This window comes from Paucibacter sp. DJ2R-2, assembly GCF_025717675.1.
Taxonomy (GTDB): domain Bacteria; phylum Pseudomonadota; class Gammaproteobacteria; order Burkholderiales; family Burkholderiaceae_C; genus Paucibacter_A.
Genome location: NZ_JAJIRT010000002.1, coordinates 442,692 through 467,332, shown reverse-complemented (window position 1 = coordinate 467,332; position 24,641 = coordinate 442,692). Strand labels below are relative to the sequence as shown.

The following is a 24,641-nucleotide window of genomic DNA, read 5'->3' as shown; positions in this document are numbered from 1 at the left end:
TTGAGCTTGCAGTCGTGTGCAGCCGTGTTCCGGTCCAACCGGGGAGGCAAGAATGATCCGAATCATGAAAAAGCGTGCGGTGGGCCTGGGTACCGCCGGTGCGCTGCTCTTGAGCTGCCTGATGGCCTGGGGGCCTGCGCAGGCCGGGACCATGGGGCCACCGGCCTTGGCGCCGAACAAGATCACGGTGGGCGTCGCCACGCCGGTGCTGGTCACGGTCAGCATCACTGACCCCAACTACATCGCCGGAAGTGCCAGCTTGGCGCGGATCAAGGCCGACGGCAACAACCAGATCTTGGGGGCCCTGCGCGACGATGGCCTGCAGGGCGATGCTGTCGCCGGAGATCAGGTTTACAGCTTGCGCGTCAGTCTTCAGGAGGCGACGGCGGGTGTGGTCAATCTTCAGGTCTCGGCCGGCTACAAGCGGGAAATCAAGCGCACCTTGTCGGCGCTTTTGCCTGTGACGGTGGAAAGCGCGCAAGCCACGCCGACCGTCACCGGGGCCCTGATCAGCCCAGCGGTGAGCACTGTCGGCACGGCCATGGGCGCCTTGGTGAGCGCAAGGATCAATGACCCGCGCGTTATTGCCGGCTCGGTGATCTTGCAGAAGGTCAATGCATCCAACCAGGTGATCGGAACGCTGGGCATCCTCAATGACGAGGGGCGCGACGGCGACAGCCAAGCGGGCGATCAGACCTTCAGCTTGCGCACCACGGTGCTGGAGAATACGCCGGGCCTGCTGCGCTACCGAGTCGCGGCCGCCTTCCAGGGCTATGGCCAAACGGTGTATTCCGAGCCTTTCACTGTGGCTGTCAATGGCACGGCCAGCGGCGTCAGCATCAGTTCTCCAGCCAATGGCGCGTATCTGAATACGCCGGTCATCACCTTGGTTGGATCGGTCGGTGATGGTGCGGCTCAGGTCAAGGTCAATGGCATTCTGGTGCCGCTGAGCGGCAAGCAGTTTTCAGCCTCTGTGCCCCTGAATGAAGGTCCCAACACGGTGACGGCAGTGGCCGCCAACAGCAATGGCAGCACCACCTCGGCCTCCATCCAGGTGACCCTGGACACGACCGCGCCCCGTGTCGAGATCTATTCACCCGCGCGCAATGGCAGCACCGCTGCGGCGACCGCCACAGTGACCGGCATGGTCAACGACATCGTTGTGGGGACGGTCAACCCGCAGCAGGCCACGGTGACGGTCAATGGCGTGGCGGCGGAAGTCATGAACCGCAGCTTTGTGGCGCGCAATGTGCCGCTGAGCCTGGGCAGCAACCAGATCCAGGCGGTGGCGACCGATCGCGCCGGCAACCGGACCACCATCACGTCCACTGTGCAGCGCATCTCCGGTGCTCAGGCCGGCCTGACGGTGCTTTCCGGCAACGACCAGTCGGCCCGCGTCGGCAGCCAATTGCCGGCTCCCTTGGTGGTCAAGCTGGTCAACAGCCAGGGTCAGGGCATGGCGGGCAAGCCCGTCGTGTTCCGCGTGATTGCACAAGACGGGCTGGTCAGCCCCAGCGGCAATGCCGGCACTGGCCTCAGCGCCGTGGCCGTCAACACCGACGCTCAGGGCCAGGCGCGCGTTTTCCTTCAGCTTGGCAGCCGCTCTGGCGCGGGCAACAACCTCGTGGAAGCGAGTGCGGCAGGAGTCAGCACCACCGCCGACTTCTCGGCCAGTGGCTTGCCCGGTGCCGCCAATCTGGTGGTCGTGGATTCCGGGAACAACCAGACGGGCGTGGTCGGTCAAGCGCTGCCGCTGCCCTTCATCGCCATCGTCACCGATGCCAAGAACAACCGCTTGGCCAATGTGCCAGTGACCTTCGAGGTCAAGGACGGCCATGGCAGCTTCGGCCCCGATGGTGCCACGCGTTTCCAGACCACCAGTGACGGTGACGGCCGGGTGGCGGCCACCCTGGCCTTGGGTCCCAATCCGGGCGTCAACAACAATGTGGTCGAGCTCAGCTTTGCCGGCAATCCAGGCTACGCCGCGGCCTTTGCTGCGACCGGCTTGGTGCCCGGCCCGGCGAGCGAGACCCGCATCTCCGGCGTGGTTCTGGACAACAGCAACCAGCCGATTCCTGGCGCCACTTTGCGTCTGCTGCAAATCACCCAGGGCAACGCCAGCAACATTCCCCAGGAAATGGCGACGGCCGTGCGCACCGATGCGCAAGGCCAGTTCCTGATGCAACCGGTTCCGGTCGGCATCTTCAAGCTGATGGTGGACGGCGGCACGGCTGCGCGCCCAGGTCTCTGGCCGACCCTGGATTTCGACATGATCACCGTACCCGGTCAGAACAATGTTCTGGGTATGCCGATCTATCTGCCGGAGTTGAATCCCAGCAACCGTGTCTGCGTCAACGAAACCACCGGCGGCACCCTGACCATTCCCGAGGCGCCCGGCTTTGCCCTGCAGATTGCACCCGGCTCGGCCACCTTCCCGGGTGGCTCGCGCAGCGGCTGCGTGTTCGTCACGCCGGTCAATATGGACAAGGTGCCGATGTCGCCGGGCTTTGGTCAGCAGCCGCGCTTTGTCGTGACCATCCAGCCGGTCGGCACCCATTTCAATCCGCCGGCGCGCATGACCATTCCCAACGTCGACGGCTTGGCACCACGCGCCGTGACCGAGATGTACTCCTACGACCACGATCTCGCCAGCTTTGTGGCCATCGGCTCTGCCACGGTCAGCCCGGATGGCTCCTCCATCACCTCCGATGTCGGCGCGGGTGTGATCAAGGCGGGCTGGCACTGCGGCGGCAACCCCAACAGTTCAGGCTCGGCCGGTACCTGCCCGACCTGCAAGAAATGCGAAGGCGCCAGTTGTGTCGCGGATGCCGGGCAGAACGGAAGCCCGAAGCCCGATGACAAGTGCAAGGTCTGCAAGAACGGTGATTTCTCTGACATCAAGATCAACACCACGGAAACCAGTTACACGCAGAAGCTGGGCTTCCCCAACGATGTGACCAAGAAGTTCAACGACGGCTTCAAGGCGCTGGAGAAGTTGAGCGTCACCATCACGGCCAATGTGATGCAGGAAGCCTCCTTGCAGATCAAGGAGAACGAGTGCTGCGGCAAGACCACTGGCGTGTCGAAGAAGAGCAGCGCCAAGATGGCCGGCAACTTCGGCAGCCTGAGCATCGAGGGGCGCATCTGGCCGCCACCGGGCCCGCCGTTTGTCGACTGGGCCAGCGGTCCGGTGAACATCGGTGTGGCGTCCGTGGAGATCAAGGCCAAGCTCAACGGTGGCGTCTTCATCGGCGGTACGGCCAGCATCGCCGGTGAGCTCGGCTACCGCAAGGATGGTTGCTCCGACGACGCTGCCGACCGCTCTGGCTGCATCTTTGCCGGCCTGGACACCAGCATCACGCCGAGTATCACGGCCAAGATCGCGGGCAGCGGATCCTTCTCCGTCGATTGCATCCTCGGCTGCGAGAAGACCACGTTCAAGGCCAGTGCCAGCTTCAGTGGCGGCGCCTCTTGGCCCATTCACATCTCGAAGGTGACCTACAACCAGCCCAAGTGCAGCAGTGGCCTGGATGGCGGCCTGATGACCTTCGACCCGGTCGGGTTCAAGGTGAATGGCAAGTTCTCGGTCGGTTACGACATCGACGGGTCGTCCAGCACCTTTGAATATTCGCAAGACTTCTTGAGCTGCACGGTCAGCTTCAGTGAGGCCAAGTGTGCGTACTGATAGCAAGCGTTTGAACTTCGCCAGGGCCACGCGCCTGCTGGCGCTGCTGCTCGGGGCGGCCGCAGCGGCACCGATGGCCTCCGCGCAGGACTTCGGGCAGCTGGGCTTGCCTTTGCTGTTTCGCGTCGAGTCCAAGGAGCTTGTGACGGCAGCCTGCCTCGGTGTGCGTGGCAAGGAATACCGCAGCGCGGCCTTGCCTGGCCCCACGTCCAAGGGGCTGGAGTTGGCGGTCTACAAAGTGCTGAGTGCCTTGCAGTCCGATGACAAAAGCGCCCTCAACGGCTTGTTGGCCAGCGACGAGCCGGGAGGTTCTGCGGCGGGCGTGCAGTCGCAGGTGGACGCCTACCGCTCGCAGTTCAAGGCCTTGAAACCCTTGCGCCTGACCTATGCCTTCGAGTTTGACGATGTCCAGATGGTCTGGGTCGAGTTGCAGCCCGCTGGCGGTGGCAAGCCCTTTGCCGCGGCCTTCGCATTCAAGCGCAGGCCCGATGGCCAATTGGGCTTTTTGCCCCAGCGGCCCATGAGCATTCCTTCGCAGCTGATTCAGCAGTGGTACCTGTCTTCGGTCGGCCCCGGCCAGGCGCAGCAAGCCCAGCTGTGCTCGGCTGCGACCCTGAACAGCCTGCCCTACAAGCTGAGCTTGGGCGCCAGCCCCAGCGATGCGGTGAGTGCTTTGCACATGCAGGGCGCATCGGCGCTGACTGCCAAGAAGCCGGGCGTGAATGAAGAGGTGGGTGCGCTGATCGCGCGCATGACCCAGTCCGGCCAGCAAGGGAAGTTCGAGCTGCTGCGCCCCTTTGTCAGCGAAGCCTCCTGGGCGCGTATGCAGTCCTACCGCGACAGCCCGGACGGCCAGGCCTTTCTGAAAGGCCTAAGTCAGCTGTCATTGCGCTTTGTCTGGGATCTGGGGCCGGTGGCAGTTGCCTATGTGCAGCGCGACGGCGGGGGTGTCAACAGCATGTTCTTCTCCAAGGAACGTGATGGCTGGCGTCTCGTCAATGTCGGCTTGGTCAATGCATCCACCCGGCTCTTCGAGCGCAAGGAGTTGGCCATGGCGGCGGCAGATGAGCATCCGTTCGCACATTTCGAAAAAAAGCCTGGCCTCTAGGCTGTTTGCAAAGAAACGTTGGTTTTGACTGTCGGGATGATCATGAAATCACTGAAGAGAAATCTCCGTGTCTTGTGCTGGTCCGGTCTCGGCCTGGTGACTCTGGGTTTGCAGCCGCTGATTGCAAACAGTCAAACCCCGCCTCCGACCGGCCTCAATGAGGGCTGCACCGTCAGTGTCCTCAATCGCAATGTGCAGGCCAAGGCCGACGGCACCTGGGTGCTGCCCAATATTCCTGCCAACTTCGGTACGGTGAGGGCGCGCGCCACCTGCGTGAATGGCGGCACCACGACCTACGGCGAGTCGGCATCCTTCACCATCCCGGCCAATGGCTCCATCAACCTGCCGCCCATCACGCTCGGCCCCACCACGCCCATCCCGACATCGGTGCAGGTGACGGCGGCCGTTCAGACCTTGCCCAATGTGGGCGCGACCACGCAGCTGCGCGTGATGGCCACCTATCCCAACAGCAGCGACTCGAACGACATCAGCTCGGCCAGCAGCGGCACACGCTATGCCGTCAGCAATCCCGCCATTGCAACGGTCAGTCCCGAGGGCCTGGTGACGGCCGTACGCAGCGGTGTTGTGGTCGTACAAGCCAGCAACGAAGGCTCGCAAGGCCTGCTGCAGCTGCGCGTGGCCTTCACCGGGGCCGACAGCGACGGCGACGGGATTCCTGATGACGAGGAGTTGCGCCTGGGCATGGACCCCAACAGCCCGGCCGATGCCTTGCTGGACCTCGACCACGACGGCCTGAATGCGCTCGAGGAGTTTCGCGCCGGCACCGATGCGCGCAATCCGGACAGCGACGGCGATGGCATTTCCGACGGTGATGAACTCAAGTGCACGCGCGGCTTCTGCACCAATCCCTTGGTGGCGGACAGCGACGGCGACGGCGTCCGCGACGGTGTCGAGCTGGCGACCGGCAGCGACCCCACCAATCCCGCCAGCTACAACCTGGCAGCAGCGCTGCGCAGCCTGCGTGTGACACCCGGCAACTTCACCTTGGTGGTCAACTCCATCACCGGCACGGCCAGCGTGCAGCTGACAGTGATCGGCACCATGATCGATGGCTATGACATCAACCTGACCAGCGCCCAACGCCAGACCACGTATGCCAGCAGCAATCTGGCCAGCTGCAATTTTGGTTCGCCCGATGGGCGGGTGTTTGCCAGCCAGGCCGGCACCTGCACGATCACGGTCAGCAACAATGGCAAGAGCTTCCAGGTCAGCGGAGTGGTGCAAGACTTCGCACCGACACAGCTGTCCTTTGTGGCGATTCCCGGCTATGCCAACGGTGTGGCGGTGAACCGTGAATATGCCTTTGTGGCTGCGGGATCCACCGGCCTGCAGGTGGTGAATCTGAGTGTCGACCGCCGCAGCCCCAGCGTGGTGGCGGCACTGAATCTTGGCGCCACAGCCAACGACGTGACCTTGGCAGGCAATATTGCCTACCTCGCCACTTCAGCGGGTCTGAAGGTGGTCAATGTTTCGCAGCCCACTGCGCCGCGGCTTCTGGGTACGTTCGCAGGCGTGGGCAATGCCATGGGCGTCAAGGTGCGAGGCACCACCGCCTATGTGGCCGCTGGCAGCAGCCTGTACATCATCAGCGTGGCCAATCCTGGCGCCATGATTCAGGCCGGCGTGATCAGCTTGGGCGGTACCGCCTGGAACCTGGAGCTGGACCCGACCCGCAATCTGGCTGCTGTGGCTGCCGGTGGTGCCGGACTCAAGCTTGTGGATGTGAGCAATCTCTCCGCACCGGTCTTGCGCGGCACCGTGGCCACAGGCGACGCCCGCGGCGTCGCTTTGCGTGGCAATGCCGCTTTTGTGGCCGACTATGCCAACAGCATGACTTCGGTGGACATCAGCAATCTGGCCGCGCCAGTGCTGCTCTCCCGGACCCAGCAAAATTTGGGCGGACTCCTGAACAACGTCGTGCTGTCGGGCAACTTCGCGCTCGGCGCCGATGTCTTCTTTGTCAACGGCGTGCCCATCGTCGACATCACCAATCCCCAGACCCTGCAGCCGCGTGCCATCCTGAATTTCACCGCGCGCGATGACAACGGCATGGGCATAGCCGTGGACGACAGCTTCATCTACCTGGTCGGTGATCGTGGTGGTCTTTCGCGCGGCGGCAGCAGCGGGGACAGCCGTCTCTACATCGGCCAGTACCAGCCGCGCGTGGACCTGGCCGGGGTGCCGCCCACGGCCGCCATCACCTCGCCCGCTGCAGGCAGCTTGGTTTACGAAGGTGCGCCTCTGACTGTGTCGGTCGACGCCCAGGATGACATCACGGTCACGGCGGTGCGCTTCACCGTTGACGACCAGACCGTCTTCACCAGCACCAGCGCGCCCTATCAATACACGCTGACAGTACCGGTCGGCGTCAACAGCCTGAGTTTGGGCGCTGTGGCCGGCGATCTCGGCGGCAACGAAGGCAGCGCGCCGGTCGTCCAGGTGCAGGTGGCGCCGGACCCACTGACGCGTGTGATCGGTCAGGTCCTGGATTCTCAGGGGCGGGCTGTGCAGGGTGTACAGCTGACGGCGCCCGGCGGTCGCTCGGGGACCAGCGATGCTGATGGACGTTTCCAAATCATCGGTGTACCCACGGTGCTGGGTGATCTGGTGGTGCAGGCAGAGTACACGCCCAGCGGCGGACTGCCGCGACACGGTTCATCAGCGACGACCGCCGCGGTGGTTGCGGGCACGACCGATGTTGGCACCATCACCTTGATTGAGGCTGCATTCGTGAGCAACTACGGGGTCTTGTGGACCACCTGCGACGACTGCTCGACGCAACGCACCTTGCCCTTCAGCTTCCCCTTCTACGGTGCCAACGAAACGGTGGCCTTTGTTGGCAGCAATGGCTACATCACCTTTGATTCCGCGGACAACACCTACACGGAAAACGTCTCCGCATTCAACAACCGCAAGCGCATCTCGGCCTTCTTCGACGACTTGATCGGTGGCGGTGGCGTGTGGATCAATGACCAGCTGCCGGACCGCTTTGTCGTCACCTACGACCGCACCCGTCATTACAGCCAGGGCGGCAGCAATACCTTGCAGATCCAGCTGTTCCGCGACGGCCGCATCGTCTTCGCCTACCAGGGCATCACCGCCTTGAATACAGGCTCGATCGCCGGTCTGACCCCGGGGCCTTCGGCACCCTTCCAGCAGGTCGACTTCAGCGCCACGCCGATTCTGGAAATTCCCTCGGCCACAGCGGTATACGAGTACTTCACCTCGACCAGCTTGTTCGATCTCGACCGGGCCTACCTGGTGTTCACGCCGACAGCCCAGGGCGGCTATCGCGTCAACACCGTCTTGCCGGCAGCACCGGCCCTGGCTTCGACTCTCAATGGTGCCGCAGGTGGCCAAGCCTTGCTCGCCGCCAGTGCGCCAGCCCAGCTGCGGGCCAGCAGCAGTACAGCCGCAGGGCGACAGGCGGTCAGCGCAAGCGCGCTGAGCGCGGTTGATTTGGCCAATGCCGAGGTGCGTGTGTTTTCTTCGACGCTGCGGAGCTACCGTGGCATGACCAATACCGATGCACAAGGTCGCTTCACGCTTTCGGGTGTGCCAGCGGGTGGGCTGATGGTCGAGGTCTGGCGCCAGGGGGCGCTGGTGGCACGCGGCAGCAGCAGCGCGCCCAGCGGGTCCTTGAACCAGGCCCAGTTGTTGAATGTGGAGCTGGTGTCACCCGATGTGCAGCCCAAGAACAACTGAAGCCGCGAACTTTTGAGATGAGCTTGAGCAAGAGACACCCATGATGAAACATCTGCGTCGATGGGCCCTGCCGGCTGCTGTTTTGCTGCTGTGCTCGCTGGCCTGGGGGGCGGTCAGCTTGATCGATGCCTCCAGGCTGCAGTCCGGCATCGGCAATGAGCTCGGCCTGGCGCAGCACCTCCAGGACGACGAGGAGTTCAAGATCCCGCTGACTGAGCTCCTCGAGCATGGGCGGCGTGTGTTCTCGGCCAATTGGACGACGGAAGAGGGCGGCGGGCGCCCGCGCACCAAGGGCAACGGGCGGGGTCTGTCGGACCCCACGCTGAGCCTGACCGGGGCGCGCGGTTTCAATCGCATCTCAGGGCCTGATGCCAACTCCTGCATGGGCTGCCACAACCAGCCTTTTGGCGTGGCTGGGGGCAGCGGCGATTTCGTCACCAATGTGTTCGTCTTGGGCCAGCGCTTCGATGCGGTGACCTTTGACCGCTCCGACACCACGCCCACCCGCGGCGCCTTGGACGAGAAGGGCGAGCCGGTCACGCTGTCCAGCGTGGGCAACTCCCGCCATACGCCGGGCCTGTTTGGGTCGGGCTACGTGGAAATGCTGGCGCGTGAGATGAGCACCGATCTGCAGCGCATCCGCGACAGCATGAAACGTGGCGAGACCCGCTTGCTGATCAGCAAGGGCGTCAACTTTGGGCGCCTGACTCGCAAGGAAGATGGCCTGTGGGATGTGCGCGAGGTTCAGGGCCTGCCGCGCCTGAGCTTGATCACCGCCACGCCTCTGGATCCACCGACCCTGGTCATCCGGCCGTGGCACCAGGCGGGCAATTCGGTGTCGCTGCGTGACTTCACCAACACCTCCTTCAACCACCACCATGGCATCCAGACCATCGAGCGTTTTGGTGCCAACACCGACCCGGATGGCGATGGTTACAGCAATGAGCTGACGCGTGCCGATGTCACCGCCGCCACCCTGTTCCAGGCGGTGATGGCGGTGCCGGGCCAGGTCATCCCGAACAAGCCGGAGATCGAGCAGGCCATCGCCCGGGGCCAGGCCTTGTTCAACAATCAGTTTGCCTGTGCGTCCTGCCACACGCCCAGCCTGCCCTTGAGCCGCCAGAACTGGACCTTTGTGGAGCCCGGCCCCTTCAACCCGCCCGGCAATATGAAGGCCGGCGATGCCAAGGCGGTTCGCGTGGCCTTGAACGACGACAGCCTGCCGCAACCGCGTCTCAAGCCAGCCCATCCGCAAGACGATGTGCTGTGGGTCCCGGCCTACACCGATCTGAAGCTGCACGACATTTCCGACCCCAATGACGAGATGGTGCAGGAAAGCCTGGACATGAACTGGCCCGTGTGGGCGCCCAAATTCCTCGGCGGCAATCGGCGCTTCCTGACCCGGCGTCTTTGGGGCGTGGCGAATTCGGGCCCCTACTTCCACCATGGTTTGTTCACCACCATGCGCCAGGCGGTGCTTGGGCACGCCGGCGAGGCCTTGGCTTCGAGGCAGGCCTTTCAGTCCGCCTCCAAGGCCGATCAAGACGCCCTGATCGAGTTCCTGAAGTCGCTCCAGGTCTTGCCCCCGGGCACGAATGAGTTGATCGTCGACGAACAATACCGGGCCAAGAAACGTTGACCAAGAAGGCGACCTGTTGAAGGCGATAGGCGGTTCGAAAGCTCAGCCGCCGTGCCGTCAAACCTGGCCTGATCCGTCCACACGCAAGGGCAGACTCAGCGTCACCCTGCAGCCCAGTCCCGGTGCGCTGTGTAGGCTGATCTCGCCTTGCAAGCCCAGGGTCACAAGGCGGTAGACCATGTGCAGGCCCAGGCCCGATGAGCCCTGGCCCAGCTGGGTGGTGAAGAAGGGATCGAAGGCCCGGGCCAGATGCTCGGTGGCCATGCCCCGGCCGTTGTCTTCGATGCGCAGGACGTAATGGCCCTCTTGCACGGCTTCTGTCAATGTCAGGCGATGTGGCGGGGGCCAGTTGCGGAAGCCGTGGACCAGGCTGTTCTCGATCAGCTGGGCCAGCACCTGGCCGAGTGCGCCCGGGTCGTTGCGCAGCAGGCGACCGGGCCGACCCCTGTTGTCGAGCTCGACCTGTTCGGCGCGCAGGGCGGGCGCCATCACGGCCAGGGTGTTCTCGATCACCTGCTGTGGCTGGAACTCGATCACCTGAGCGCTGCTCTGTTCCAGCGCCAGGGCCTTGAAGCGGCTGACCAGGTCGGCGGCGCGTGCCAGGCTGCGTCTGGCAATGCCCAGGCCGTCCTCCAGCTCGGCATGGAGCTGGTTCATGTCGGAGCGGCGCAGGCGGTTTTCCTCAAAGGCCTGGCGGTGGGCGAGCAGGCCGTCGCTGAGGGTGCTGGTGGCGAGCAAGGCGTTGCCGATGGGCGTGTTCAGCTCATGGGCCACGCCGGCGACCAGATGGCCTAAAGCGGCCTGCTTTTCGCGCTCCAGCAGCAAGCGCATGGCCTGCTCCAGTTCGCGGCCGCGTTGCTCGACCTTGAGTTCCAGCGCGTCGCGCGCCTCTTGCAGCGCCGTCTCGGCCTGGCGCCGCACTTGCATCTCGCCCTGCAGATTCAAGAGGGTGGCCTGCAGCTGGCGGTTGCGTTCGGCCAGTTCGCGCTCCAGGGCATTGCCATGCTGGCGCAGATAGTCGTTCTGCGCCTGGGTGCGTACATGGCCCAGCATGCGCATCAGGCTGTTGCCCGTGCTCTGCTTCAGGGTCTTGAGCTGGGTCTCGGCCAGCTCGACTTGCTCGCGGCGCGCACACAAGGCCTCGGCCCAGAGGCCGGCCTCCTCGGCGCATTCGGCGCGCCGCATCAGGGCGCGGTTCAGGATCGGCCACTGTGCATGGCGGCGTGCGTTGTCGCGGGCCTGGTGAAAGCGCGCGATGGCCTCTTCATGGCGGCCCATCTTCCAGAGGTAGAGGGCCTGGTTCTGCAGCAAAAAGCTGCGCTGGCCGTCGCTGATCTCATGATCCAGCAGCAAGGCTTCGGCCTCGTCCAGAAAGGCCCGTGTCGCGTCGAGCCGGCCTTCCCAGAGGCGTTTGTTGGCCAGGTTCACGGCATCGCGGAACATGCGGCTGGGGATCTGCCGGCGCTTCGAGTCTTCGTAGGCGCGCTCCTGCAGCACGGTCGATTCCGCCATGCGGTCGACAAAGGAGTAGGCCGCAGCCAGGCTGATGGTCAGGGTGTAGCGGTCGTCCGGGCTCAGCTGGGCCAGACGCTGTTCATCGAGCACCCAGGGTTCCAGGCGGCGGATCGCTTCCTCATGCATGGCCTCGTCATGCAGGAATTTGCACACCAGCATCAGGCACCGGTTCTGACCCTGCTCGTCCTGCAGCGTGGTGTAGATCACCTCGGCGCGGCCCAGCGATTGCAGGGCCAGGGTGATGACATGGGCGCGGCTCTGGAAGCGTGCCAGGCAGCACAAGGCCTCGGCCAGTGTCAGGGGATCGCCGAGCTGTTCCGCGCGTTCGACCAGGTCGAAGACCTGATCGAGCTGGTCCAGGCGCAGCTCCTGGTTCAGGTTCAGGCGCAGCTCGCGCACCTGCAGGCGCAGGAGCTCGCCGGCTTGCAAGCCCGGCTGCGCGCGCAAGGCCTGCAGCAGTGCTTGCGCCGATTGGTTCTCACCGAGATCCAGATGCTGGTCGATGCGCGCCAGTTCGGCCGAGGCCGGGGCGGCAAAGGGAACTGTCTCGGCGCTGTGGCGGTCCTGCTGCATCTTCGTCATCCGCTTGCTCCAAGTCCGGCGGTGCCCGATTCCCTCGGCCAGGAATAGCAGCAGCGCTTGCTCTGGCCCCGGCTTTCAGCCCGGTGTTGGCCCCAGTTGCGGGAAACGCCGCAAGCCCTGCAGATCCAGGACTCGCAAGCCGCCGTACTCGATGCGGATCAAGGCGTGCGCGGCCAAGGTGTTGAGCGCCTGGTTGACGCGCTGGCGCGACAGGCCGACCAGATAGCCGAGCTCCTGCTGGGTGATGCGCAGCAGGCTGCCGACGCCGGGGTAGAGCTGCGGGTGGAAGAGGGCGGCTAGGTTGCGGGCGACGCGCAGCTCAGGGTCGGAGATGCGGTCGATCTCGCGTGCGGCGATGAACTGGCCCAGACGCTCGTTGAGCTGGTTGAGCATGAAGCGGTTGAAGGCGATGCTGCCTTCCAGCAGCTCGTGAAAGGCCTCGATCGGCAAGCCGGCCACCACGCTGCGCCGCAGCGCCTGGATGTTGTAGCGGTAGCTCTCGCGCTTGAGCAAGGTGCCCTCGCCGAACCAGCCGCCCGGCGGCACGCCGGTGAAGGTGATGGCCTGGCCGCTGGAGTCGTCATTGCTCATCTTGAGCAGGCCGTCGATGACGCCGAACCAGAAGGTGGCCGGCCGGCCGATGCGGCAGACGCGCTCGCCCACATCGGCTTCGGCCACTTGCAGCTGCTGCACGGCGCGCTCGCGCTGCGGTTCATCCAGCAGGGCCAGCCAGGGAATGGCGGCCAGCTCGGCGGTGCTGGCCGGGCGGGCGCGCTGGCGCAAGGGGATGCTGGGCATGGCCGCTTCTGAAGCGGTGCGTGGGCCTGACGCTGGATTCATGCGGCAGTGTCCACCTTGCAAGTTGACGCAGGCCTTACACGGCACCCCCGGGAAAGTACCGCTCGGGGTGTCCCTTGGATTGTCGTTACAACGACAACACGGCGTCAAAGTGACGGCCTACCATGCGGTCAAGAGATGTCGGCAGCCCCTGCTTCTTGCAGGGCCGCATGCACGGCACAGGAGACATACAACGTGGATGCGACCTTTCCTCGCCTCTTGCTGGCTCACGCCGCCGAGCGCCCCGATGCGCCGGCTTTGCGCGAGAAGGAATACGGGATTTGGCAGACCCTGAGCTGGGCGCAGCTGGCGCAGCTGGTGCGCGAGCTGGCCCACGGCTTGGCGCTTGCCGGCCTGCAACGCGGCCAGCACCTGATCGTGGTCGGCGAAAACCGGCCGCGTCTGTCGGCGGCCATGTTGGCGGCCCAGTCCCTGGGCGCGATTCCCGTGCCGCTTTATCAGGATGCGGTGGCGGCCGAGTTCGTCTTCCCTGTCAACAATGCCGAGGTCGCCTTCGCCGTGGTCGAGGACCAGGAACAGGTGGACAAGATGCTGGAGCTGCGCGAGCACTGCCCGCAGCTGCGCCAGATCTGGTTCGACGACCCGCGCGGCCTGCGCGCCTATGAAGAGCCGGGGCTGCATTCGCTCGACGAACTGCTCGAGCGCGGCCGCCAGGACTCCCTGAGCCGCCCGGACTTTTTCGCCCGTGAGGTGGCGCTGGGCCGCAGCAGCGATGAAGCGGCCATGTTCTTCACCTCGGGCACCACCGGCAACCCCAAGGGCGTCGTCCACACCCATGCCAGCCTGATCGACCGCGCCCAGGCCGGCGCCCGCTTCGACCGTCTGACGGGCCGCGAAGAGGTGCTGGCCTACCTGCCACCGGCCTGGATCGGCCAGAACATCTTCAGCTACGCCCAGTGGCTGGCTTGCGGCTATGTGGTCAATTGCCCCGAATCGACCAGCACCGTCAGCATCGATCTGAAGGAAATCGGCCCCAGCTATTACTTCGCGCCGCCGCGGGTGTTCGAGGGCTTGCTGACCAGCGTGATGATCCGCATGGAAGACGCATCAAGACCTAAGCGCTGGTTGTTCGCCCGCTGCATGGCGCTGGCCCGGCGGGTCGGCCCGGCCCTGATGGACGGCCGGCCGGTCGGCGCCCTGGACCGACTGAAATACCAGTTAGGCGATCTGCTGATCTACGGGCCTTTGCGCAACAGCCTGGGCCTCTCGCGCGTGCGGGTGGCCTACACCGCGGGCGAGGCGATCGGCCCTGATTTGTTCAGCTTCTACCGCAGCATCGGCATCAACCTCAAGCAGCTCTATGGCTCGACCGAGACCGCCGTCTTCGTCTGCCTGCAGCCCGACCATGAGGCGCGTGCCGACACCGTGGGCGTGCCTATCGAGGGGGTCGAGATCAAGCTGGCCGAGAGCGGCGAAATCCTGGTCAAGTCGCCGGGCTTGCTCAAGGGTTATTACAAGAACGAAGCGGCCACGGCCGAGGTGCTGACGCCCGAGGGCTGGTACCACACCGGCGACGCCGGCTTCATCGACGCCCATGGCCACCTGAAGATCATCGACCGGGCCAAGGATGTCGGCCGCCTGTCCGGCGGCGCCTTTGATGCGGCCATGTTCGCGCCCAAGTATGTGGAGAACAAGCTCAAGTTCTTTGCCCACATCAAGGAGGCGGTGGCCTTTGGCGACGGCCGCGACCGCGTCTGCGCCTTCATCAACATCGACTTCGACGCCGTGGGCAACTGGGCCGAGCGCCGCAACCTGCCCTATGCCGGCTACACGGACCTGGCGCAGAAGCCCGAGGTCTACGAGTTGATCCGCGACTGCGTCCAACAGGTCAATGCCGACCTGGCCCAGGACGAGCTCTTGGCCGGCAGCCAGATCAGCCGCTTCCTGATCCTGCACAAGGAACTCGACGCCGACGACGGCGAGCTGACCCGAACCCGCAAGGTGCGGCGCGGCGCCATCGCCGAGAAGTACGCCGTGCTGATCGAGGCGCTGTACGCCGGCCGCAACTCGCAGTACATCGAGACCGCTGTCAAGTTCGAGGACGGGCGCAGCGGCAAGGTGTCCGCCGATCTGTGCATCAAAGATGCCCAGACCTACCCGGCCGTGAGGAGTGCCGCCTGATGGATCCAATGGACAGCAGCATTAGCGACAACAACACTCCGGCCAAGAAGACCGGCGAGGTGATTCTTGAGGTGCGCAATATCTCGCTGAGCTTCGGCGGCGTGAAGGCGCTGACCGACATCAGCTTCGATGTGCGCGAGCATGAGATCCGCTCCATCATCGGCCCCAACGGCGCGGGGAAAAGCTCCATGCTCAACTGCATCAACGGTGTCTACCAGCCGCAGCAGGGCCAGATCAGCTTTCGCGGCCAGACCTTCAAACACATGAGCTCGCGCCAGGTGGCCGAGATGGGCGTGGCCCGCACCTTCCAGAACTTGGCCTTGTTCAAAGGCATGAGCGTGCTGGACAACATCATGACCGGCCGCACCCTGCACATGCGCTGCAACATCTTCCAGCAGGCCTTGCGCAACCCCTTCGGCTGGGGTGCGGCCGAGCGCGAGGAGATCGCCCAGCGCGAGAAGGTCGAGCGCATCATCGATTTCCTGGAGATCCAGGCCTATCGCAAGACCCCGGTCGGCCGCCTGCCCTACGGTTTGCAAAAGCGCGTGGACCTGGGCCGCGCCCTGGCCATGGAGCCGCAAGTCTTGCTGCTCGATGAGCCCATGGCTGGCATGAATGTGGAAGAGAAGCAGGACATGTGCCGCTTCATCCTCGACGTCAACCAGGAGTTCGGCAGCACCATCGTGCTGATCGAACACGATATGGGCGTGGTCATGGACATCAGCGACCGCGTCGTGGTGCTGGACTACGGCAAGAAGATTGGCGATGGCGCGCCGGACGAGGTGCGCCAGAACGAAGACGTGATCCGCGCCTATTTGGGCACCTCGCATTGAACAATCGAAAGGAGTGGCGTAGCGAGCAGGTCTCAGGCAAGGCGCACGGAGCGCAGCCACCGGAACGTACTTTGGGTACGTGAGGATGGCGAGCACCGCGCAACGACGCATGAGGGCTGCGCAGTAGCCAACACCATGGGATTCGTCATAGAAACAATCTTCGGCGGCTTGATGACGGGCATGCTGTATTCGCTGATCGCGCTGGGCTTTGTGCTGATCTACAAGGCCTCGGGCGTGTTCAATTTCGCGCAGGGCGCCATGGTGCTGTTCGCGGCCCTGGCGATGGCGCGCTTTGCCGAGTGGATCCCGCTCTGGACCGGCATCAGCAGCCCGCTGCTGGCCAATCTGCTGGCCTTTGTCGCGGCCTTTGCGGTGATGGTGGCGGTGGCCTGGGGCGTGGAGCGCCTGGCCTTGCGGCATCTTGTCAACCAGGAGGGCATCACCTTGCTGATGGCCACGCTGGGCATCACCTACTTCCTCGAAGGCCTGGGCCAGATGATCTTCGGCTCGGACATCTACAAGATCGATGTGGGCATGCCCAAGGACCCGATCTTTCTGTTCGAGAAGAGCTTTGAAGGCGGGGTGCTGATCAACAAGGAAGACCTCTACGCGGCCTTGATTGCCGCGGCCATGGTCGCCTTGCTGGCCCTGTTCTTCCAGAAGACGGCCACCGGCCGGGCCCTGCGCGCCGTGGCGGATGACCACCAGGCCGCCCAGTCCATCGGCATTCCGCTGTCCACCATCTGGGTCATCGTCTGGAGCGTGGCCGGCTTCGTCGCCTTGGTGGCCGGCATCATCTGGGGCAGCAAGCTGGGTGTGCAGTTCTCGCTCTCGCTGGTGGCGCTGAAGGCGCTGCCGGTGGTGATCCTGGGTGGCCTCACCTCGGTGCCCGGCGCCATCATCGGCGGCCTGCTGATTGGCGTGGGCGAAAAGGTCTCCGAGGTCTACCTCGGCCCCGCCCTGGGCGGCGGCATTGAAATCTGGTTCGCCTATGTGCTGGCGCTGCTGTTCCTGCTGTTCAGGCCGCAGGGGCTGTTCGGCGAAAAGATCATTGATCGGGTGTGATTCGTCAAGCGTGAAGGGTGCATTACTGAAGCGCCAGTCATCCATTCGCTCCTGGACCCAAGAGGCAATCGACTCCCATGATTTACCGCGAAAACGGCCAATTCAAAACCAGCTACCGCGCCGACAGCGCCATCCTGGCGATCCGCCAGGACCGCTGGGCCATGGCGGCACTGCTGGCCCTGGCTTTTGTCGGCCTGCCCCTCTTGGGCAATGAGTACCTGTTTCGGGCCATCCTGATTCCGTTCTTGATCCTGTCGCTGGCGGCGCTGGGCCTCAATGTGCTGGTCGGCTACTGCGGCCAGATCTCGCTGGGCACCGGGGCCTTCATGGCGGTGGGCGCCTATGCGGCCTACAACTTCCAGGTCCGCATCGAGGGCATGCCGCTGATCCTCTCCTTGCTGCTGGGCGGAGCCTGTTCGACGGTGGTTGGCGTGCTGTTCGGCATTCCCTCGCTGCGCATCAAGGGCCTCTATCTGGCGGTGGCCACGCTGGCGGCGCAGTTCTTCTGCGATTGGGCCTTTCTGCGCATCAAGTGGTTCACCAACAACTCGTCCTCGGGCAATGTCTCGGTGTCGGACCTCAGCGTCTTCGGCCTGGCCATCGAGTCGCCGGCGCAGAAGTACCTGTTCTGCCTGAGCTTTGTCTGCGTGTTCGCCTTGCTGACCAAGAACCTGGTGCGCGGCGCCATCGGCCGTGAGTGGATGGCCATGCGCGATATGGATGTGGCGGCGGCCGTCATCGGCATCCGCCCGGTCTACGCCAAGCTCAGCGCCTTTGCCGTCAGCAGCTTCATCGTCGGTGTGGCCGGGGCGCTCTGGGGCTTTGTGCATCTGGGTTCCTGGGAGCCGGCGGCCTTCTCCATCGACCGCAGCTTCCAGCTGCTCTTCATGGTCATCCTGGGCGGCCTGGGCTCCATCATGGGCAGCTTCTTTGGCGCGGCCTTCATCATCTTTTTGCCGCTGCTGCTGAACCAGATTCCGCACTGGCTGGGCATCCCCATGGGCACCGAGACCGCTTCGCATCTGGAACTGATGGTGTTCGGCGCCCTGATCGTGTTCTTCCTGATCAAGGAGCCGCATGGCCTGGCTCGCTTGTGGTCCACGGGCAAGGAAAAGCTGCGGCTCTGGCCTTTCCCACATTGATCCTTCGCACTGATTTCTCGCGCCTGCTTTTTGTTCAACCCATAACGCACCGCTTGAGTGCGCATCGACTGGAGACACGCATGAAACTGAAGCCGTCCATCGTTCTTGCTTTGGCTGTCGCTGCTTCGGGCCTGTTATCGAGCCCGGCCCAAGCCGCGCCTGAGGCCAAGGAGCAGTTCTTCCCCTTGCTGGTCTACCGCACCGGGCCCTATGCCCCCAACGGCACGCCCTGGGCCAATGGCAAGCAGGACTATCTGAAGATGATCAACGCCCGCGACGGCGGTGTGAACGGCGTCAAGCTGACATACGAAGAATGCGAAACCGGCTACGCCACCGACAAGGGTGTCGAGTGCTACGAGCGCCTGAAAGGCAAGGGCGCCACGCTCTTCGACCCGCAGGCCACCGGCATCACCTTCGCGCTGACCGACAAGGTCATCAAGGACAAGATCCCCCTGATCACCCTGGGCTATGGCCTGGCCGCCTCGCAGGACGGCAATGTCTTCAAATGGAACTTCCCGCTGATGGGCAGCTACTGGACGGCGGCCGACATGCTGATCCAGCACCTGGCCAAGAAAGAGGGCGGCTTCGACAAGCTCAAGGGCAAGAAGATCGCCCTGGTGTATCACGACTCGCCCTTCGGCAAGGAACCCATGCCCCTGCTCGATGAGCGGCAGAAGATGCACGGTTTCGATCTGATCAAGATCCCCGTTACGGCGCCGGGTGTGGAGCAGAAGTCGGCCTGGCTGCAGGTGCGCCAGCAGCGGCCCGACTATGTGCTGCTCTGGGGCTGGGGCGTGATGAACTCGACGGCCCTGAAAGAGGCCCAGGCCACCGGCTACCCGCGCGAGAAGATGTACGGAGTTTGGTGGGCCGGAGCCGAGCCCGATGTCAAGGACGTGGGCGAGGGCGCCAAGGGCTACAACGCGCTGGCGCTGAATACCTCGGGCCAGAGCCCCAAGGTCATCCAGGACATCCTCAAGCATGTCCATGACAAGGGCCAGGGCGCAGGCCCCAAGGACGAAGTCGGCTCGGTGCTCTACACCCGGGGCGTGATCATCCAGGCTCTGGGCATCGAGGCGGTGCGCCGCGCCCAGGAGCGCTACGGCAAGGGCAAGATCATGACGGCCGAGCAGGTGCGCTGGGGCCTGGAGAACCTGGCCCTGGACCAGAAGAAGCTCGACGCCCTGGGCCTGGCCGGTGTGCTGCGCCCGCTGTCCACCTCCTGCGCCGACCACATGGGTTCCAGCTGGGCACGCGTGCACACCTGGGACGGCGCCAAGTGGAACTTCAGCTCCGACTGGATGCAGGCCGATGAGCAGATCTTGAAGCCCATGGTCAAGCAGGCCGCAGACAAGTACGCGGCGGAGAAGAAGCTGGAGCGGCGGACTCCGGCGGATTGCCAGTCTTGAGTGCGATGAACGGGTGATTCGTGAGTGGTGAATGGCGAGTCGTGAATGCCTCGCCATTCCTCTCACGTTTCCTGTCTGTTCGCGAGGGCATGAAGCGCTGTCCAAGCCCCCAACTCACGATTCACGATTCACGATTCACGATTCACCCCACCATGCACCCCACCCCATTCCTCAACGTCAACGGCATCGAGGTCATCTACAACCACGTGATCCTGGTGCTCAAGGGCGTGTCCTTGCAGGTTCAGGAAGGCCGCATCGTGGCCTTGCTCGGTGGCAATGGCGCGGGCAAGACCACCACGCTGCGGGCGGTGTCCAACCTGCTGGCCGGCGAGCGCGGCGAGGTCAGCAAGGGCAGCATCGAGCTGCGCGGCGAGCGCATCGAAAAGCTGTCCACCGCCGAGATGGTCAACCGCGGTGTGGTGCAGGTGATGGAGGGGCGCCACTGCTTCGCCCACCTGAGCATCGAGGACAACCTGATGACCGGCGCCTACACCCGGCGCGACGGCCGCGCCGCCGTGGCCGAGACGCTGGAGAAGGTCTACAACTACTTCCCCCGCCTCAAGACCCGGCGCAGCTCGCAGGCCGCCTACACCTCGGGCGGCGAGCAGCAGATGTGCGCCATTGGCCGTGCCTTGATGGCCAATCCGCGCATGGTGCTGCTGGACGAGCCCTCCATGGGCTTGGCGCCGCAAATCGTCGAAGAGGTGTTCGAGATCGTCAAAGACCTCAACAGCAAGGAAGGCGTGACCTTTTTGCTGGCCGAACAGAACACCAATATGGCGCTGCGTTATGCGGACTACGGCTACATCCTGGAAAGTGGCCGCGTGGTCATGGACGGCGCCGCGCAGGCCCTGCGCGAGAACGAAGACGTCAAGGAGTTCTACCTCGGCACCGGTGGCGGTGATCGCAAGAGCTTCAAGGACGTCAAGAGCTACAAGCGCCGCAAGCGCTGGCTGGCCTGAACCATGGGCACGCCTGTTTCCTTTCAATTCAGAAGTCCGGCCATGAATGAAGACGCCTTCTTCGCCCTCCCGCCCTTCAAGGCCGAGGAGGCCTTGCTGACGCTCAAGCGCAATCTGCGCGACCTGCGCTCGCTGGAGGCGCGCGGCGATGCCTTCAGCCTGCAAGGCCAGCCGGTGCTGGAACTGAGCGCCCAGACCGGCCTGCTGCTGGCCCGGCTGGTCAAGCGCCCGGGGCGCAGCCCCGAGTGGGAAACCCGCCAATGCAAGAGCGCTGCCGAGGTGCGCAGTCTGCTGGACGAGATCAAACGCCGGCTTAGCCGCTGGACGGACGAAACGCCATGAGTTTGACGGCACCCTCTCCCGAACGCGGCGAGTTTTTCGACGCGCTGGAAACCCGCGAACCGGCCGAGCGCGAGGCTCAGCTGATGGCGGCCCTGCGCCTGCAGCTCAGCCATGCCAAGGCGCAGACCTCCGCTTACGCCGGCTTGCTGGCCGGCGTGGACCCGGCCGATGTTTGCAACCGTGCCGCCCTGGCGCGCCTGCCTGTGACTCGCAAGCCCGAGTTGGCGGCGAGCCAGCAGGCGCTGCGCGAGCGGCAGGGCCTTGAAGGGTCGGATCCCTACGATGCGCTGGGTGGTTTCTCCGCCATCGGCTGGCGCGGCTGCGTGCGCAGCGGCGGCGCGGCTCGCGTGTTTCAGTCGCCCGGCGGCCTCTACGAGCCCGAGGGCCGGGCCGCCGATTACTGGCGCGTGGCGCGCGCCCTGTTCGCTGCCGGCCTGCGCGCCGGTGACCTGGTGCACAACAGCTTCAGCTACCACCTGACCCCTGCTGGCGCCATGATGGAAGGCGGCGCCCATGCCCTGGGCTGCACCGTGTTCCCCGGCGGCGTCGGCAACACCGAGCTGCAGCTGCAGGCCATGCGTGACCTGCGCCCGCAGGCCTATGTCGGCACGCCCAGCTTTCTGAAAATCCTGCTCGACAAGGCGGCCGAGAGCGGCCTGCGCCTCGATTCCCTGCAGCGCGCCTTGCTCAGCGGTGAGGCGTTTCCCAACAGCTTGCGCGACTGGCTGGCTGAGCGCGGTGTGGCCGGCTATCAGTGCTATGCCACGGCCGACCTGGGCTTGGTCGCTTACGAGACGGCGGCGCGCGAGGGCCTGGTGCTGGCCGAAGGCATCATCGTCGAGATCGTGCGGCCCGGTGGCAGCGAGCCGGTGGCCGCGGGCGAGGTTGGTGAGCTGGTCGTGACCACGCTCAATCCCGATTACCCGCTGATCCGCTTCGGCACCGGCGACCTCTCCGCCGTCTTGCCCGGCCCGTGCCCGACGGGCCGCAGCAACCAGCGCATTCGCGGCTGGTTGGGCCGGGCTGACCAGTCGGCCAAGGTGCGCGGCATGTTCATCCACGCCTCGCAGCTGGCCGAGCTGCAAACCCGTTTTCCGCAGGCCGGCCGGGCGCGCCTGGTGGTCGAGGGCGAAATGGCGCAGGACCGCCTGACCTTGAAGCTCGAGCTGCCCGAGGGTGAGCCCCGCGAAGGCCTGGCCGAGCAGCTCGCCGCAGCCCTGCGTGACATCACCAAGCTGCGCGCCGAAGTGCAGCTGCTGCCCCCGGGTAGCCTACCCAATGACGGGCGGGTGATTGAAGACGCGCGCCGGCTCGATTGAGAGCTTGGGAGTTTTTTACTGCGCGCCCGCCATGCGTCGTTGGTCCGGTGTTGGCTCCGACATCACATTCGCTACGCAAATATGAGTCTCGCCGCAACTGCGTTGTCGGAATCCTCACGTACAGGGAGTACGTTCCGGTTCCTGCGCTCCGTCCGCCTCGGCCAGAGACCGAGTCCTTCGTCAGGCTGATCCAGTCCTCAGGACTGGATCAGTCCGGACTCAGCCTAGCCTTGCAGCCGCTCGCTACAAAAATTCCCAAGCTTTACTGGCGGAGCCTCGCGGATTACGTAGTTTCCGCTGTCGCGAGGCCCGACCTGCCGCCTAGGATGACAGTCCTCCCACTCGCCATTCGAGGACTGTTGACATGAACAAGACCGCATTGCCCCTGCTGACCCTGAGTCTGCTGACCCTGGCTTCGGGCGCCGCCCTCGCCAGCTACCCGGAGAAGCCCGTCAATATCGTCGTGCCCTTCTCGGCCGGCGGCCCCACCGACAAGGTCGCCCGCGACCTGGCCGAGGCCCTGCGCAAGCCACTGGGCGCGACCATCGTGATCGAGAACGTCGGCGGTGCCGGTGGCACGCTGGGGGCCACCAAGGTCGCCAAAGCGGCGCCCGATGGTTACACCCTGCTGCTACATCACATCGGCATGGCCACCTCGCCCTCGCTGTACCGCAATATGCAGTACAAGACCCTGGACGATTTTGAGTACCTGGGCCTGATCAACGAAGTGCCCATGACCCTGATCGCCAAGCCCTCGATGCCGGCGAACAGCTATGCCGAGCTGGCCAAGTGGCTGGAGGCCAACAAGGGCAAGGTCAACCTCGGCAATGCCGGCCTGGGCTCGGCCTCGCACCTGTGCGGCCTGCTGTACCAGAGCACCATCAAGATCGACATGACCACGGTGCCCTACAAGGGCACGGGCCCGGCCATGACCGACCTGCTCGGCGGCCAGATCGACCTGATGTGCGACCAGACCACCAACACCACCAGCCAGATCGAAGGCGGCAAGGTCAAGGCCTATGCCGTCACCAGCAGCAAGCGTTTGACGGCCCCCGCTCTGGCCAAGCTTCCGACCCTTGATGAAGTCGGCCTCAAGGGCTTCAGCGTCAACATCTGGCACGGCGTCTACGCCCCCAAGGGCACGCCCAAGCCGGTGCTGGACAAGCTGACCGCCGCACTGAAAGCCGCCTTGGCCGACGCCGACTTCCACAAGCGCCAGGAAGCCCTGGGTGCTGTCATCGTCACCGATGCCCGGGTCAACGGTGCCGAGCACAAGAAGTTCGTCGAAGCCGAAATCGCCAAATGGGGCACCGTCATCAAGGCAGCGGGGCAATATGCCGACTGAGGACAGAAAGCCCAACTGCTTGGGCTTTCTCGCCTCAGGAGGGGCCCGAGCTCTGCGAGGGCGCGGCCTGCAAGGCGACTGAGGACAGAAAGCCCAACTGCTTGGGCTTTCTCGCCTCAGGAGGGGCCCGCCCGACCGCAGCATGCGGTCGGTCCTTCGCCAGCCACGTGACAGCACGCAGGTGCTGTCACGTGCGCGGGCTCAGAGCCCTGCGAGGGCGCGGCCTGTCCGCAAGCATGCGGACCGGCCCTCGCCAGCCATAGAGCAGCACGCAGGTGCTGCTCTATGCGCGGGCTCAGCCTACAAGGCGACTGAGGCAGGCCGCTTGCACGCGGCCAAGCTGAGGACATCAAGCCCAAAGCTCGGGCTTTCTGTCCTAAAGAGGCCCCGCGCCACCCAGCGCGCACTCGTAGCGGTGGCAGTCGATCTGCCGCCCCTGCACACGGGCCATGCCGGGGTGGCATTCGGCCCGCTCAAATCCGTTCTTCAGCAAGACGCGCGCCGAGGCTGGGTTGTCCACGGCCACGTAGGCCTGCAGGTGGCGCAGGCCCCAGCGCTGATGCGCCAGGCGCATCAGTTCACGAACAGCCAAGCTAGCCAGACCTTGCCCGGCATGGGCTTGAGCGATGCGGTAGCCCAGTTCGCCACTGCCGCGCTTGGCTTCCATGGCCTTGAGATTGGCGCGGCCCAGGATCTCGCCCTGCGCGCTCACGATCAGCAGGGGATGCGCCTCGCCGCGGTCGAGCAGGGTCAGCAGCTCGGCCATATGTGCTTGCACGCCGCCCAGCGTGTAGAAATCGGCCGCTCGGGCTTCTACGTGATGCTCGAACCAATCACGGTTGTGCAGTTCGAAGTGCAGCAGCGCGGCGGCATCGGTCGATGCCAGGGTGCGCAGAGTCGCCGGGGTTTTCATCGTTATTCAACCGTCGTCAGAACATGGAAGGCGGGAGGCGGCAGCCTGAATCCGCACGCTTGCTGACACCATTCCAG

Annotated in this window: 16 protein-coding genes; 13 read left to right on the top strand and 3 right to left on the bottom strand. The window is 64.7% G+C overall.

From position 1 onward, the window contains the following. Nucleotides 1-64: 64 nt before the first annotated feature. The 4 genes from LNV28_RS09135 to LNV28_RS09120 are packed head-to-tail and all read left to right on the top strand — an operon-like array spanning nt 65 to nt 10,158. The gene (locus LNV28_RS09135; protein WP_263518713.1) at nt 65-3,685 is read left to right on the top strand and encodes a hypothetical protein; all 3,621 of its coding nucleotides are present in this window, start codon (nt 65-67) and stop codon (nt 3,683-3,685) included. A gap of 10 nt (nt 3,686-3,695) precedes the next feature. After that, nucleotides 3,696-4,793 carry a hypothetical protein gene (locus LNV28_RS09130; protein WP_263518711.1) on the top strand — a complete coding sequence of 366 codons (1,098 nt, stop codon included), beginning with the start codon at nt 3,696-3,698 and terminating at the stop codon, nt 4,791-4,793. A gap of 42 nt (nt 4,794-4,835) precedes the next feature. Next, a complete protein-coding gene (locus LNV28_RS09125; protein WP_263518709.1) occupies nt 4,836-8,519 on the top strand; it encodes an NIDO-like domain-containing protein in 3,684 nt (1,227 codons plus the stop codon). Between the two features lie 40 nt (nt 8,520-8,559). Next, nucleotides 8,560-10,158 (top strand): di-heme oxidoredictase family protein, encoded by a 1,599-nt coding sequence (locus LNV28_RS09120; RefSeq protein ID WP_263518708.1) that lies wholly within the window; start codon nt 8,560-8,562, stop codon nt 10,156-10,158. Nucleotides 10,159-10,215: 57 nt separating this feature from the next. Here the strand turns inward: LNV28_RS09120 and LNV28_RS09115 are convergent, their stop codons facing one another. Beyond that, nucleotides 10,216-12,255, bottom strand: coding sequence for a sensor histidine kinase (locus LNV28_RS09115; protein WP_263518707.1), 2,040 nt, complete (start codon nt 12,253-12,255; stop codon nt 10,216-10,218). A gap of 75 nt (nt 12,256-12,330) precedes the next feature. Next, complete coding sequence (locus LNV28_RS09110; RefSeq protein ID WP_263568791.1) at nt 12,331-13,095, bottom strand: Crp/Fnr family transcriptional regulator; 765 nt, start codon at nt 13,093-13,095, stop codon at nt 12,331-12,333. Nucleotides 13,096-13,287: 192 nt separating this feature from the next. Here LNV28_RS09110 and LNV28_RS09105 point away from each other — a divergent pair, with 192 nt between their 5' ends. From LNV28_RS09105 to LNV28_RS09065, 9 genes are all read left to right on the top strand, one after another. Beyond that, entirely contained in the window at nt 13,288-15,234 is a 1,947-nt protein-coding gene (locus tag LNV28_RS09105) for an AMP-dependent synthetase/ligase (protein ID WP_263518705.1), read from the top strand. A gap of 8 nt (nt 15,235-15,242) precedes the next feature. Further along, nucleotides 15,243-16,067, top strand: a complete 825-nt coding sequence (locus tag LNV28_RS09100) for an ABC transporter ATP-binding protein (protein ID WP_263518704.1) — start codon at nt 15,243-15,245, stop codon at nt 16,065-16,067. A gap of 135 nt (nt 16,068-16,202) precedes the next feature. Next, nucleotides 16,203-17,132: a branched-chain amino acid ABC transporter permease gene (locus LNV28_RS09095; RefSeq protein WP_263518702.1), complete on the top strand. Its 930-nt coding sequence runs from the start codon at nt 16,203-16,205 to the stop codon at nt 17,130-17,132. A gap of 77 nt (nt 17,133-17,209) precedes the next feature. After that, nucleotides 17,210-18,274, top strand: a complete 1,065-nt coding sequence (locus tag LNV28_RS09090; RefSeq protein WP_263518700.1) for a branched-chain amino acid ABC transporter permease — start codon at nt 17,210-17,212, stop codon at nt 18,272-18,274. Between the two features lie 80 nt (nt 18,275-18,354). Further along, entirely contained in the window at nt 18,355-19,683 is a 1,329-nt protein-coding gene (locus LNV28_RS09085) for an ABC transporter substrate-binding protein (RefSeq protein WP_263518698.1), read from the top strand. A gap of 152 nt (nt 19,684-19,835) precedes the next feature. Continuing rightward, entirely contained in the window at nt 19,836-20,645 is an 810-nt protein-coding gene (locus LNV28_RS09080; protein ID WP_263518697.1) for an ABC transporter ATP-binding protein, read from the top strand. 42 nt (nt 20,646-20,687) lie between these two features. Continuing rightward, nucleotides 20,688-20,987: a hypothetical protein gene (locus tag LNV28_RS09075; RefSeq protein ID WP_263518696.1), complete on the top strand. Its 300-nt coding sequence runs from the start codon at nt 20,688-20,690 to the stop codon at nt 20,985-20,987. Then, complete coding sequence (locus LNV28_RS09070; RefSeq protein ID WP_263518695.1) at nt 20,984-22,306, top strand: phenylacetate--CoA ligase family protein; 1,323 nt, start codon at nt 20,984-20,986, stop codon at nt 22,304-22,306. The genes LNV28_RS09075 and LNV28_RS09070 overlap by 4 nt, the downstream gene beginning before the upstream one ends. Nucleotides 22,307-22,670: 364 nt before the next feature. Next, nucleotides 22,671-23,651, top strand: a complete 981-nt coding sequence (locus LNV28_RS09065) for a tripartite tricarboxylate transporter substrate-binding protein (RefSeq protein WP_263518693.1) — start codon at nt 22,671-22,673, stop codon at nt 23,649-23,651. Between the two features lie 376 nt (nt 23,652-24,027). On the opposite strand, the gene LNV28_RS09060 is transcribed toward LNV28_RS09065, so the two are convergent. Next, entirely contained in the window at nt 24,028-24,564 is a 537-nt protein-coding gene (locus LNV28_RS09060; protein ID WP_263518692.1) for a GNAT family N-acetyltransferase, read from the bottom strand. Between the last annotated feature and the right edge of the window lie 77 nt (nt 24,565-24,641).